The organism is Methylobacterium radiodurans, assembly GCF_003173735.1.
Taxonomy (GTDB): Bacteria; Pseudomonadota; Alphaproteobacteria; order Rhizobiales; family Beijerinckiaceae; genus Methylobacterium; species Methylobacterium radiodurans.
On record NZ_CP029551.1, the window covers coordinates 3171473 to 3183555 of the forward strand.

A 12083-nucleotide genomic window follows, 5' to 3' on the forward strand; every position below is an offset into this window, starting at 1 on the left:
TTTTCAAGGCGGCAACCGGATCAGCGATGGCGATCGGCAGCGACGGCACGATCGAGATGGGCACGGGCCTCGACGGCGCCGGCCAGGGTCGCCCGGTCGGGCTGAACCTTGAGGAACTGCTCGCCACCCGCCTGCTGGTCCAGGGCAATTCGGGCTCGGGCAAGTCGCACCTGCTGCGCCGCCTGCTGGAGCAGAGCGCCGGCCTCGTGCAGCAGGTGATCGTCGATCCGGAGGGCGATTTCGTCAGCCTCGCGGAGGCCTACGATCATCTCGTGGTCGAGGGCACGCACAGCGAGGCGGATCTCCAGGCCATCGCCGCGCGGGTGCGGGCGCACCGGGTCTCGGTGGTGCTGAACTTGGAGAGCCTCGACATGGAGGCGCAGATGCGCGCCGCCGCGGCCTTCCTGGGCGGGCTGTTCGAGGCCGAGCGGGCGCACTGGTTCCCCTGCCTCGTGGTGGTGGACGAGGCCCAGATCTTCGCGCCGATGGCGGCGGGCGACGTCTCGGACGAGGCCCGCAAGGTCTCCCTCGGCGCGATGACCAACCTGATGTGCCGCGGGCGCAAGCGGGGCCTGGCCGGCGTGATCGCGACGCAGCGGCTGGCCAAGCTCGCCAAGAACGTCGCGGCCGAGGCCACCAACTTCCTGATGGGCCGCACCTTCCTCGACATCGACATGGCGCGCGCCGCCGACTTGCTCGGGCTCGACCGCCGGGGAGCCGAGCGCTTCCGAGATCTCGGCCGCGGCGAGTTCGTGGCGCTCGGGCCGGCGCTGAGCCGCCGGCCGCTCGGCCTGCGCATCGGCGCGGTGGTGACCGGCGCGCGGGCGGTGGCGCCCGGCCTCCTGCCGCTGCCCGGGGTCGCGGACGCGGACCTGCGGGCGCAGATCCTGGCACCGGCGAGCGAGGGCGGCTTCGTGCTGCCGCCCCGCGCCCGCCCGGTCGCGGCCCCGCGGGTGACGCCGGCCGACCTGATGCGCGAGCTCGCCGCCCACCGGCCGGAGCCCGCGCCCGCCGCACCGGCCCTCGACCCGGCCGAGAACCGGGCCGGCTGCGAGGTGGTGCTGCAGGGGCTGGTCACGGATGCCGACGCGGCACACCAGCCCGTGGCGGTGGTTTACCAGGACTTCCTGGTGCGCTGCCGCATGCGCGGCCTCGACGGCGACGCCTACGGGATGTCGGCCTTCCGCCGAGCCCTCAGCGTCGCGCGGGCGGGCATCGCGGCACTCCCTGAGACAGGTGAGGGCGGCGACGAGAGCTGGAGCGCGGCGACGAACCTCGCCGCCACCATGCCCGAGGAGGTGCAGGGCGTGTTCCTGCTCATCGCCCGTGCGGCGCTCGGCGGCGAGCCGTGCCCCGGCGACGCGGCGCTCGCCAAGGCGATCGGCAGCCGCTCCCCGGGCCGGGCGCGGCGGCTCCTCGGCTACATGGAGAGCCGCGGCGCGGTGGTGAGCCGCACGGATTTCCGCGGCAACCGCGTCATCGCCGTGCCGGGCCTCGCCTGCGAGACCGCGCCAGGCGACCCGAAGGCGGAGGCTGCCCCCGCCGCAGAGGCGGCTGCGGAAGGCACCGATTGGCAGCTCTTCGCGGCGGAGTGAGAGCGGCCCGGTTCGGCGCCGCGGATCCCCTTTCCCCGCCGGGCGGGGAGAGGGAATGCCCCCTCCGCCTACCAGTAGAACTGAAGCCGCCCGATGAAGGTATCGGCATCGATCGAGCGCCCGCCCGCGATGGCGGAGGGCGCGGCGTGAGAGCGGACGTAGTCGGCCATCAGCCGCACGTTCCGGTCCGGATACCAGTTGAGCCCGACCGAGACGTCGCGCTCGATGCCGCCCCGCACCGGGCCGTCGTCGAGGTCGATCGCGCTGAAGCGGGCGGCGAGTTCGAACACGCCGAACCCGCCGTTCGAGACCCGCTCCGCATCGCCGACCCGGACGCCGGAGAAGATCGCGTAGGTCGTGCCGTACTCGGGCGTCAGCGCGTAGCGGCGGCCCTCGCCGTTGAGCACCACGCTGGCCTCGATATAGCCGCCCTGGAAGCTCAAGGGCCGCGCGCCGTCGAAGCGCTCGACCTCGGTGCGGATGTACTCGGCCTGGATCAGCACCGGCCCGTGCCGGTAGGCCGCCTCCAGGCCGAGGCGCCCGACGCTCGCCGCGTCCCGGATCTCGCCGGTGTTCACGAAGGGCCGGGCGAACAGGAAGGCCTCCGAGCGCGCGGAGAGCTGCAGCGGCGCCTCGTCGCGCGGCAGGCTGCGGTAGTTGCCCGCGATCCCAAGATGCAGCACCTGCGCGTCGGTGTTGATCGGCGCCGCGGTGAGGCGGGCGGCGGCCGAGACGCCCTCGCTGCGGATGCCGGTGTTGGCGTTGCCGCCGAAGACGCCGACCACCGCGGTCCAGTCGCCCATCGTCCGGCCGATCGCGAAACCGAAATTGCGCGCGGGCGCGAAGGCGTCGGCGAGCGAGCGCTCGGTGAAGACAGTGTTGTTGTCGCTGATCAGCTGGTCGAGGCTGAAGGGCTCCTTCATGTTGCCGACCGTCAGGATCGTGTCGGGAATGCCCTTCCAGCCGATCGCCGCGTCGTTGATCGGCCGCATCGGCTCGGCGAAATCGTACTGGAAGACGAGTTCGAGCGTCTTGCCCAGTGTCAGGTAACTCTCGATCCAGGAGCGGCGCACCGCGATGTTGTCGGAGAACGGCTCGGGCAGCCCCGGCTGCCGGAGGCCGGCCGCACCGAAGTCGAGCTGGAGCCGGCCGCCGATGCGCAGCTTCGCGGCGTCGTCCGGAAAGGTCAGAGTGATGCCGCGCGCGTCGAGCTTGAGGCGCTCGCCGTAGGGACCGGCCGGTGTCTCGGCCTCCTCTGCCGCCGCGCGGGCGGGAAGGGTGGGCCAGAGCAGAGCCGCCAGGGCGAGCACCGGCCCGGCACGTGGGCGTCGCATCCGCATCTCCCTCGCCAACGGGCGTGCCGGCGTCCGAAACGCGCCGCGGACCGGCTCGGCCAGCGCCAGCGAGCGTAGCCGTTCCGTACCCGGAACACGCGGTCCGCGCCACAACACCCCGACGCGGATCGCGGGCTCACAGCATCGGCAGCGTGCGCGGACGGGGGCCGCGCGGGAAATGCGCGTCGATCAGCGCGATCTCGGCGGCGTTGAGATGGATGTCGGCGGCCGCCGCGTTCTCCCGCGCGCGCGACGCCCGCACGGTCTTGGGGATCGTGAAGGTGTTGTCGAGCCGGGTCAGGAAGGCGAGGGCCACGCCGTAGGGGCTGGTGCCGTGCGCCTCGGCGATGCCGGCGAGCACCCGCCCGCCCGGGCTCGACGGGTCCGGAAACTCGCCGCTCCCGAAGGGGGAGTAGCCCACCAGCGCCACGCCGTTCTTCGCGCACCAGGGCAGGACGGCGTGCTCGATCGCCCGCTCGCCCAGATGATAGATCACCTGGTTGCAGGCGATCCGGTAGGGACCGGCGATGCGGAGCGCCGCGTCGAGGTCGTCCACGTCGAAGTTGCTCAGCCCCCAGGACAGGATCTTGCCGTCCCGGCGCAGGTCCTCGAAGCCCGCGATCGTCTCCTCCAGCGGGTGGTGGCCCGGCCAGTGCAGCAGGTAGCAGTCGAGCCGGTCGGTCTTCAGCCGCCGCAGCGAGGCCTCGCAGGCCCGCACCACGCCGCGCCGCGTGGCGTTGCCCGGCACGACCTTCGAGACCAGGAACACCTCCTCGCGCAGGCCGGCGATCGCCTCGGCCACGATCGACTCGGCGTCGTCGTACATCTCGGCGGTGTCGATATGGCTCATCCCGGCATCGATCCCGGCGCGCAAGGCCGCGACGGCGGCGGCCCGCTCGGAGCCGTCCATGCGCCACGTGCCCTGGCCGATCACTGGGACGGAGATGCCGGTGGCGCCGAAGCTTCTGGCGTACATCTCTGCCTCTCCCCTCGCGGATGGCTTGTGCCGGGTGGAAAGCGCCTGCGGCCGGCCCGGACCCGGAGCCCGTTTCGCGGTGCGCCCGCCTTCCGGCTCCTCGACCGCGCAACGCCGCGGCCCGCGCATCGTTGCGTGTTCCCGAGGCCCGGCCTGCCGGGGAACCGCGAGCCCGACCTGCAGCGCACCGAATCTGAAGCCTTCGGCCGCGCGTCGGCACGGCCGATGCCTTATTCGCGCCATCAAGGGGCGGTGAGCAATGGGTCGGCCCCGCCGTCGGGGATTGGACTTTCGTCCAAGGTCCCGCGCGACGCCTCTTGAGAAGCGGCCCGGAGGCCCGCAAGGGTTTTTGCCGGGCGCCTGACGCCACGGGGGGGCATGATGCTGCCGCAGCATCGCTGGTTCTGGGCGCTGATCCTCCTCGCCTGCGCGGGCGCGGGGCTCGTCTACAACTTCGTCTTCGCGGACGGCGCCTCGCCGCTGGCCGGCCTCGCCTACGGCGTCTGCATCGGCGGCACCGCGCTCGCCTTCGACCGCGGCCTGATCCTGGCCGGGCTCCAGGCGCGGATCCGGCGCCTGCCGGCGAGCATCTTCGTGCCGGCGGCGGAACTGGCCTACGTGGCGATGATCGTGGCCGGCAACGCGCTGGGCGGCCTCGTGGTCTGGGCCTTCGGGCTGACCCCCGACCCGCTCTCCGACGCGGTGCGCACCACGCCGCGCGTCCTCACCTACGCGCTCGCGGTCTCGGCGCTCCTCGTCTTCGTGATCCGCATGCGCGACCTCATCGGCGCCGAGGTCTTCGTCAACCTGATGGTGGGCCGCTACCACCGGCCGGTGGAGGAGGAGCGGATCTTCCTGTTCCTCGACGTCGTGGGCTCGACCGCCTTCGCGGAGACGCACGGCGACCTGCGGGCCCAGGAATATCTCGCGGCCGTGTTCGCGGCGCTCGCCGAGCCGGTGCGGCGCAACGCGGGCGCCATCGACGACTATATCGGCGACATGGCGATGGTGACGTGGCCGATGAAGCGCGGCCTGCACAAGGCGCGCTGCGTGGCCTGCGTGTTCGACGTGCTCGACCGGATCGAGCGCGACGCCGAGGCGTGGCGGGCCCGCTTCGGCACGGTGCCGCGCCTGCGCGCGGCGCTGCACGGCGGTCCGATCGTCACCGCGGAAGTCGGGGTGGACCGGCACAAGATCGCCTATTTCGGCGACGCGGTGAACGTGACGGCACGGATCGAGGCCCTGTGCCGGCCGCTCGGCACCGGCATCCTGATCTCGCAGGACCTGCTCGACCGCCTGCCCGCGCTGCCGGCCGGCATCCGCGCCCGCTCCCTCGGCGCCCACGCCCTGCGCGGCCGCGGCCAGCCGCTCGCCATCGCCACCCTGGAGCGCACCGCCGACGCGGCCGCCCCGGCCATGTCGCGGGCGGAGACGCGAGGGGACGCGACCGTCACGCCCCTGCGCACCGCCGGGCAGCGCTGATGGGACGATCCTGGCTCCGGGCCCTCCGGCTGGCGATCCGGTTCGGATTTCCGCTGGCGGGCCTCGCGGTGATCGGGCACGCCGTCGTCATCTCGGTCGGCGGCGACATCGAGCGCTGGCAGTTCGCGCTGGGCGCGCTGCTGATCGCCCTGAGCTTCGCCGCCCGCCTCGTGCCGCGGGGATCGCCGCAGGGTTCATCATGACCACGACGCCCGCGATCTACGTCGATGCCGATGCCTGCCCGGTGAAGGACGAGACTTTCCGGGTGGCGGCCCGCTACGGGCTCCACGTCTACGTGGTGGCCAACAGCCTGCTCAACCTGCCGCGCGAGCCCTGGATCGAGCGGGTGGTGGTCGGCGACGCCCTCGACGCGGCCGACGACTGGATCGCCGAGCGGGCCGGACCGGACGCCATCGTGGTCACGGCCGACGTGCCGCTGGCGAGCCGCTGTGTGAAGGCAGGCGCCAGCGTGATCGCACCCAACGGCAAGCCGTTCAGCGAATCCTCGGTCGGGATGGCGCTGGCGACCCGGAACCTGATGCAGGATCTGCGCGAGGCGGGCGTGGTGACGGGCGGCCCGCGGCCGTTCACCCGGCAGGACCGCTCCGCATTCCTGGGCGCCCTCGACCGCGCCGTGAACCGCCTGCGGCGGGGGCGCTGAGGGGATCAGCCCTCGCGCAGGACGAGCGCCCTCAGCGCGTCGTTGATACGGTCCTGCCAGCCCGGTCCGTCCTTCTGGAAGTGCTCCAGCACGGCGCTGTCGAGGCGCAGGGTCACGCTCTCGCGCACACCCGGCACCGCGGCGGGCGCGCTCGGCGGGGGGCTCTCGGGCTTGCGGGTTGTCGCCGCCTTGAAGGCGGCCTCCGCCGCCCGGCGCGGATCGGCGGGGCGGCGGTTGCGCATGTCGGACATGGCCGGGTCAGGCCTTCCGGGCGGACTTCTTGGCGCCAGCCTTGGCAGCCTTCGCCTCGGCCTTGGCGGCGGCTTCCGCAGCCTTGGCCTGGGCGTCGGCCGCTTCTTTGGCGAGGCGCAGCGCCTTCAGGCGCGTCGTGCGCTCATCCACCGCCTTGATCTGCGCGAGATGCTCGGCCATCGCCTGCGCGCCCTCGCGGGCCATGCGCTCGGCGCGCTCCGCCCGCTCGGCGCGGTTCTCGGCCTTGGCCTTGGCTTCCGCCTCGAGATCGCGCACCTCGTCCGCGTCGTCGATCTCGGTGTCGGTGTCGTGGGTCATCCTGTCCCTTTCTGGCCGCCGCGGGCTCGAGGGCGCGCAACGATCGGCTGGTTCGGGTTCGGCCCGGATGCGGGGTGACGGGCCGTCGTGCCGCTTCGACGGGCGGACACTGCCGCGAGAATGCGGCACTCTTCTATGTAGGGCGCCGTTCCGAAAAAGCGAGTTTTACGCTCAAGCCTCGGTCAGGATTCCTCGTCGAGGGTGTCAAATCCGCTCAGAACAGGGAGATCAGCAGGATACCGGCCGCCATCAGGCCGGCGCCTGCGAGGCGCCGGGACCCTGCACGGCAGACCGGCATGCCGAGCCAGCCGAAATGGTCCATGGCGATCGAGGTGCAGAGATTGGCGGTGATCAGCAGGCCGTTAAAGGCGCCCGCGCCCACCGTATCGACAAAGAGGAGGCCGCCGAACACCGCCACGGCGCCCGCGAGCCCGCCGAGCGGCGCCCACCAGGGCATGCGGGCGAGGTCGGCCCGCGTCGGCAGCGGCAGGGGCCGCACCGCGAAAATCGCCAGGAACACGAAGAGGATCGGCAGGAACGAGACGGCCGCCGCCAGCCAGGGATTGACCAGCGCGCCGCGCAGCTGCGCGTTCCAGACGACGCCGAGCGCCTGGAGCGCGCCCGCCCCGAGCACGAAGGGCATGAGCAGTCGCCCGCCCGCGGGGCGGTCCTCGTCCCGGCCGGCCGGCCGCGCGCGGGCGATCAGCACGATGCCCGCGACCATCAGGAGGCCGCCGAGCCAGGGCATCGGCCGGAAGCCGCTGCCGGACAGGCCGAACAGCCCGAGCGCGTCGAGCGCGAGCGAGGTCAGGATGTTGCCGGTGATGAGCAGGCCGTTGAACGGCCCCGCCCCGACCTTGTCGATGAGCGCGAGGCCGCCGAAGACCGCCACGGCGCCGGCCAGCCCCCCGAGCGGCGCCCACCAGGGCATGGCGGCGAGCGTTTCGACTGTCGGCAGCGGAATCGGCCGGAGGAGGAACAGCGTCACGAAGACGAAGACGATCGGCGCGAAGGAGACGGCCGCCGCCAGCCAGGGATTCACGAGGCCGCCGCGCAGGCGCGCGTTCATGGCGTTGCCCAGCGCCTGAAGCGCGCCGGCCGCGAGGATGAAGGGATAGAGGAGGGCGGGGCTCACGGCGACACCTTCAGACGAGCAGGAGCGCGGCGAGCGCCAGGATCAGGGCCGGCGGCATCACCACGAGGCCGAGCTTGAGGAAGCGCCAGGCCGAGACGTGCTCGCCCTCGCGCCGGATCGCCGTGAGCCAGAGGATGGTGGCCAGCGACCCGGTGACCGAGAGGTTCGGCCCGAGATCGACGCCGATCAGGATGGCGCCCGCGATCCTGCGCGAGACCTCGGCCTCCTGGACGGCGGCGCCGGCCAGGAGCCCGGCCGGCAGGTTGTTGACGAGGTTCGTACCGAAGGCGACGAGGGCACCGCCCGCCCAGGCTGTGGCGGCCGGATCCGCGGAGGCCCAGGCCCGCAGGGTGTCGGCGAGCAGGCGCAGGACGCCCGTCGTCTCCAGCGCCTCGACCAGCACGAAGAGCCCCGCCACAAGCGGCAGCACGCCCCAGGAGACGTCGCGCACCACATCGACTAGGCCGCCGCGCCGGATCATGAGGACCACGAGCGTGGTGGCGACACCGGCCGCGAAGGTCGGCAGGCCGAGATCGATGCCCGCGGCCGAGGCGGCGATCAGCGCGCCCGCCGTCGCCAGGATGCCGGCGGCCGCGACCTTGCCGCCGGTGCCGAGCGGCGCGGTCTCGACCTCCGCGGCCAGCGTCATGGCCTTCAGGGCGCCGTTCTGGGTGATGCGCAGGGCGACGTAGGTGGCGAGGATCGCGGCCGCCGAGGGCAGGCCGAAGGTGCGCAGCCATTCCGCCAGCGGGGGCATGTGCTCGGCGAAGACCACGAGGTTCGCCGGGTTCGAGATCGGCAGCACGAAGCTCGCCGCGTTGGCGATGAAGGCGCAGATGAAGAGGTAGGGCAGGGGATCCTGCGCCCGGGCGGCCCGGGCGGCGGCGTAGACGGCCGGCGTCAGCACCACCGCGCAGGCGTCGTTCGAGAGGAACACCGTGACGAGCGTGCCGACCGCGTAGACGAGCAGGAACAGGCGCGTGGCCGAGCCGCGCGCCGCCCGCACCGCGAGCCCGGCCAGCCAGTCGAACAGCCCCTCCTTCCGGGCGATCTCGGCCAGCAGCATCATGCCGACGAGGAAGAGGTAGACGTCCGTCCCCTTCAGCACCCCGGCCCAGGCGGTTCCGGGCGGCAGGAGGCCCAGCACCACCAGTGCGGCAGCGCCGAGCACCGCCCAGATCGCCTCGGGCCAGCCCATCGGCCGCACGATGACGCCGAGCGTCGCCAGCCCCGCGATCCCCCAGGTCGCGAGGTTCGGTGTCAGTGAGGCACCCATGCGGCGCGGATCTTTCGGTGTGCGAGGGCGGGATCAGGCGGCGGCGGGGGCGAGGCGGCGGTCTCCCGGCCTGCTGCCGGGCGTGCTGCCCGGCTTGGCTCCCGGCGGCGTGTAGCCGTAGGTCTCGGGCATCAGGACCAGGTAGGCCAGGAAGGCGAGACCCGCGATCCCGGCGAGCGCCAGGAAGGCCACGGAGAAGCCGGCCCAGACGATCAGCGCGCCGGCGAGCGTCGCGCTGAAGGCGGCGCCGAGCCCCTGGGCGGTCGCCACCGCCCCCTGCGCGGCGTTGAAGCGGCCGGTGCCGCGGGTGAGGTCGGCCACCACCACGGGGAAGAGCGCGCCGTAGATCCCCGCCCCGATCCCGTCGAGGAGCTGTACGCCGACGAGCCAGAACGGGTTGTCGGAGAAGGTGTAGAGCACGCCGCGCAGGGCCAGCACCCCGAAGGCCGCGAGAAAGATCGGCTTGCGGCCGATCGCGTCGGCCCGGGCACCGACGAAGACCGCCACCGGCACCATCACGCACTGCGCCGCAACGATGCAGACCGCGATGAGCGAGGTCGCATGGTCCTTGCCCGAGAGCTTGGTGAGGAGCTGGCCCACCGAGGGCAGCATCGCGGCGTTGGCGAGGTGGAAGGCGGCGCAAAGGAGCGCGAAGAGCAGCAGCGTGCGGTTCTGGACGAGCGCGCCGAGGCCCGAGGGCTGCTCGTCGCCCGAGCCCTCCTGGTGGTCGAGGCCGCGGGCGAGGTCGTCGTCGATGGCCCGCGCCGGGATCATCAGCATCGCGCCGATCGAGGCCGCGGCGAGCAGCGCCATCAGCCAGAACACCACGATGGGCCCGAAATAGTAGGCGGTGGCGCCCGCGATCGCGGCCGAGACGGCGTTGCCCGCGTGGTTGAAGCCCTCATTGCGGCCGATGCGCTTGGCGAACGCCTTCGGGCCGACGACGCCCAGCGTGATGGCGGCGAGCGCGGGCGGGAAGATCGCGCCCGCGATGCCGGCGACCGACTGGGTGGCGGCAACGAGCCAGAAGCTCTGGATGAAGGGCAGGGCGAGCGAGCTGAGCGTCACAGCGACCGCGGCGGCGATCACCACGAGCCGCTTGGCCCTGGTGCGGTCGATCAGGGCGCCGGCCGGGGTCTGGGCGATCAGCCCGGCGATGCCCGAGATGGTGATGACGAGGCCGATCGTCGCCTCGTTCCAGCCCTGGTCCGGCCCGCGCACCGCGAGCAGGTAGATCGCCAGGTAGGGCCCGAGTCCGTCGCGCACGTCGGCCAGGAAGAAGTTGAGCGCGTCGAGGCCGCGCAGGGCGCGTGGCGAGGGCGCAGTGGCGCCCGCATCGGCAGCAGGGGTCATGGAGATCTCGGCAGGCGCGGCGCCCGTTGCGCCGCGCGGCCAAGCCTTTTCCGGGGCTGCGGTTCCGGCGGCCCCGGCACACGAGTGCGTGAACCGCGGGATAACGCTCAGCGCACCCGGTAGTTCAACGGAATCGTGACCGTCAGGCTGGGCTGAGTCACGCCCGCGGGCGCCGGCGGCAGGCTGCCGCGCACGGCGCCGAGCGCGGCGCTGTCGATCTGGCCGACGCCGCTGCTGCGCGCGAGACCCGCGCCGCTGACGGCGCCCGAGCGCATCACGGTGAAGCGCACGACGGCGGTGCCGCCGCTTGTGCCGGCAGCGGCTCCCGCGTTCATGCGGCCGTGGATCGCCGCGCTGATCGCGCCGGTCCACTGGCGCATCGCGCTCGGGTCGCTGCCCGCCGCGGCACGGCCGGCGGCATTCTGGCGCGATGACGCGGCGGAGGCGCGCTCGGCGCCCTCGGCTGCGCGGGACTCGCGCGCCCGCGCCTCGCGCTGAGCCTTCAGCTTGGCCTCGCGCAGCTCCTCACGGCGCTTCTCCAGCATCTCCTCGCGCTTCTTGGCTTCGCGCTGGGCCTTCAGCTTCGCCTCGCGCTCCGCCTTGAGCTTAGCCAGATCCGGCTTCGGCTTCTCCGGCTCGACGGGCTTCGGAGCCTCGGCGACGGTCGGCGGCGGGGGCGCCAGCGCCTCGGCCTCGGGCGCGGTTGAGGTGATGACCTGGCTCTCCGGCTCGATCGGCCGGGCGTCCGGCGGCGCCTCGGTCAGGGCCTGGGTCTGCGGCGGGGCCTCGGCGGGTGTCTCCTCGGGCTTGACCTCGGCGACCTCGGGCGGCGGCGGCGGGGTCGTCGCCTCCTCGACCGGCTGCTCGGTGGGCTGCTGTTCGGGCGGCGTCTCGACGGCGGCCTGGTTCTCCAGCACCGACTCGGTCTGCGCCTCGGTCATCAGGGGCGCGAGATCGACCGTGACCTGCTGCTCGCCGGGCGGGGCCGGCGGCGCGAGGCGCAGGAAAGTGATCGCGAGCAGCGCGCCCGCGTGCAGGACGAACGCGACGAGGAAGGCCGCGACAAGCCCAGAAGGGCGGCTCCCCGGCCCGTCGGGCGCGAGGCCGGCGAGGTCGGACCCGGCGGGCATGGACGTACCGCTCATGGGATCAGCGCGCCGTCCCGCCGCTCGCGGGCGCCGCGGCGCCGGGGGCAGCCCCGCCCGGAGACTGGGCGATCAACGACACCTTGGTGAAGCCCGCCTGACCGACGAGGCCCATCACCTCCATGACCTTGCCGTAGGGCACGTCGCGGTCGCCGCGCACCAGCACGACCTGGTCCTTGTTCTCGGCGGCCATCGCCCGCAGACGCGCCGTCAGACCCTCGGTGGTGAAGACCTCCTTGGCGATGGAGGGCTGGCCCTCCTTGTCGACGGTGACCTCCATCGGCTTCTGCGACTGGGCCACCTTGGCGGCGGCGGTCTTGGGCAGCTGCACCGGCACGCCGGTCGTCATCAGGGGGGCCGCCACCATGAAGATGATCAGCAGCACCAGCATCACGTCGACCATTGGGGTGACGTTGATCTCGGACATCGGGGTCGCGTCGAGGCCGTCCTCGTCGTCGCCCCCGCTCGCGCGGATCGAACCCATCGCCATCGGGCGTCCTCCGGGCTGGCGGCCGGCCGCTCTCGCGGGCGCCGCGCAGGCATATGCATTGCGGGA

At 73.1% G+C, this 12083-nt stretch carries 13 protein-coding genes; 4 read left to right on the top strand and 9 right to left on the bottom strand.

Features of this window, described 5'->3' with window-relative positions; translation table 11 throughout:
• Positions 1-26 precede the first annotated feature (26 nt).
• Entirely contained in the window at positions 27-1595 is a 1569-nt protein-coding gene (locus DK427_RS14840; RefSeq protein ID WP_109951938.1) for a helicase HerA domain-containing protein, read from the top strand.
• 68 nt (positions 1596-1663) lie between these two features.
• On the opposite strand, the gene DK427_RS14845 is transcribed toward DK427_RS14840, so the two are convergent.
• Positions 1664-2929, bottom strand: coding sequence for an OprO/OprP family phosphate-selective porin (locus tag DK427_RS14845; protein ID WP_109951939.1), 1266 nt, complete (start codon positions 2927-2929; stop codon positions 1664-1666).
• A 136-nt stretch (positions 2930-3065) separates the two neighbouring features.
• Positions 3066-3905: an aldo/keto reductase gene (locus DK427_RS14850; protein WP_109951940.1), complete on the bottom strand. Its 840-nt coding sequence runs from the start codon at positions 3903-3905 to the stop codon at positions 3066-3068.
• Between the two features lie 381 nt (positions 3906-4286).
• On the opposite strand from DK427_RS14850, the gene DK427_RS14855 reads away from it, so the two are divergent.
• From DK427_RS14855 to DK427_RS14865, 3 genes are read left to right on the top strand one after another with little or no spacing between them, the layout of a single operon-like run.
• Positions 4287-5387, top strand: a complete 1101-nt coding sequence (locus DK427_RS14855; RefSeq protein WP_109954180.1) for an adenylate/guanylate cyclase domain-containing protein — start codon at positions 4287-4289, stop codon at positions 5385-5387.
• Positions 5387-5590 (top strand): hypothetical protein, encoded by a 204-nt coding sequence (locus tag DK427_RS14860; RefSeq protein WP_109951941.1) that lies wholly within the window; start codon positions 5387-5389, stop codon positions 5588-5590. Before DK427_RS14855 ends, DK427_RS14860 begins: the two co-directional genes overlap by 1 nt.
• Entirely contained in the window at positions 5587-6048 is a 462-nt protein-coding gene (locus DK427_RS14865) for a YaiI/YqxD family protein (protein WP_109951942.1), read from the top strand. Before DK427_RS14860 ends, DK427_RS14865 begins: the two co-directional genes overlap by 4 nt.
• A 5-nt stretch (positions 6049-6053) precedes the next feature.
• Here the strand turns inward: DK427_RS14865 and DK427_RS14870 are convergent, their stop codons facing one another.
• From DK427_RS14870 to tolR, 7 genes are all read right to left on the bottom strand, one after another.
• Positions 6054-6299, bottom strand: coding sequence for a BrnA antitoxin family protein (locus tag DK427_RS14870; RefSeq protein ID WP_109951943.1), 246 nt, complete (start codon positions 6297-6299; stop codon positions 6054-6056).
• A 7-nt stretch (positions 6300-6306) separates the two neighbouring features.
• A complete protein-coding gene (locus DK427_RS14875; protein WP_109951944.1) occupies positions 6307-6618 on the bottom strand; it encodes a hypothetical protein in 312 nt (103 codons plus the stop codon).
• A 214-nt stretch (positions 6619-6832) separates the two neighbouring features.
• Entirely contained in the window at positions 6833-7753 is a 921-nt protein-coding gene (locus DK427_RS14880; RefSeq protein ID WP_109951945.1) for a DMT family transporter, read from the bottom strand.
• Between the two features lie 10 nt (positions 7754-7763).
• A complete protein-coding gene (locus DK427_RS14885; RefSeq protein WP_109951946.1) occupies positions 7764-9029 on the bottom strand; it encodes an arsenic transporter in 1266 nt (421 codons plus the stop codon).
• 33 nt (positions 9030-9062) lie between these two features.
• Entirely contained in the window at positions 9063-10382 is a 1320-nt protein-coding gene (locus tag DK427_RS14890; protein ID WP_109951947.1) for an MFS transporter, read from the bottom strand.
• Positions 10383-10489: 107 nt separating this feature from the next.
• The gene (locus tag DK427_RS14895; RefSeq protein ID WP_245930574.1) at positions 10490-11527 is read right to left on the bottom strand and encodes a TonB family protein; all 1038 of its coding nucleotides are present in this window, start codon (positions 11525-11527) and stop codon (positions 10490-10492) included.
• Between the two features lie 4 nt (positions 11528-11531).
• A complete protein-coding gene (gene tolR, locus DK427_RS14900; protein ID WP_109951949.1) occupies positions 11532-12017 on the bottom strand; it encodes a protein TolR in 486 nt (161 codons plus the stop codon).
• Positions 12018-12083 lie beyond the last annotated feature (66 nt).

Excerpts from the sequence above, each read along its gene's own strand:
- DK427_RS14840 (WP_109951938.1), top strand. The coding sequence starts at position 27 with ATGGCGATCGGCAGCGACGGCACGATCGAGATGGGCACGGGCCTCGAC.
- DK427_RS14845 (WP_109951939.1), bottom strand. The coding sequence starts at position 2,929 with ATGCGACGCCCACGTGCCGGGCCGGTGCTCGCCCTGGCGGCTCTGCTC.
- DK427_RS14850 (WP_109951940.1), bottom strand. The coding sequence starts at position 3,905 with ATGTACGCCAGAAGCTTCGGCGCCACCGGCATCTCCGTCCCAGTGATC.
- DK427_RS14855 (WP_109954180.1), top strand. The coding sequence starts at position 4,287 with ATGCTGCCGCAGCATCGCTGGTTCTGGGCGCTGATCCTCCTCGCCTGC.
- DK427_RS14860 (WP_109951941.1), top strand. The coding sequence starts at position 5,387 with ATGGGACGATCCTGGCTCCGGGCCCTCCGGCTGGCGATCCGGTTCGGA.
- DK427_RS14865 (WP_109951942.1), top strand. The coding sequence starts at position 5,587 with ATGACCACGACGCCCGCGATCTACGTCGATGCCGATGCCTGCCCGGTG.
- DK427_RS14870 (WP_109951943.1), bottom strand. The coding sequence starts at position 6,299 with ATGTCCGACATGCGCAACCGCCGCCCCGCCGATCCGCGCCGGGCGGCG.
- DK427_RS14875 (WP_109951944.1), bottom strand. The coding sequence starts at position 6,618 with ATGACCCACGACACCGACACCGAGATCGACGACGCGGACGAGGTGCGC.
- DK427_RS14885 (WP_109951946.1), bottom strand. The coding sequence starts at position 9,029 with ATGGGTGCCTCACTGACACCGAACCTCGCGACCTGGGGGATCGCGGGG.
- DK427_RS14890 (WP_109951947.1), bottom strand. The coding sequence starts at position 10,382 with ATGACCCCTGCTGCCGATGCGGGCGCCACTGCGCCCTCGCCACGCGCC.
- DK427_RS14895 (WP_245930574.1), bottom strand. The coding sequence starts at position 11,527 with ATGAGCGGTACGTCCATGCCCGCCGGGTCCGACCTCGCCGGCCTCGCG.
- tolR (WP_109951949.1), bottom strand. The coding sequence starts at position 12,017 with ATGGCGATGGGTTCGATCCGCGCGAGCGGGGGCGACGACGAGGACGGC.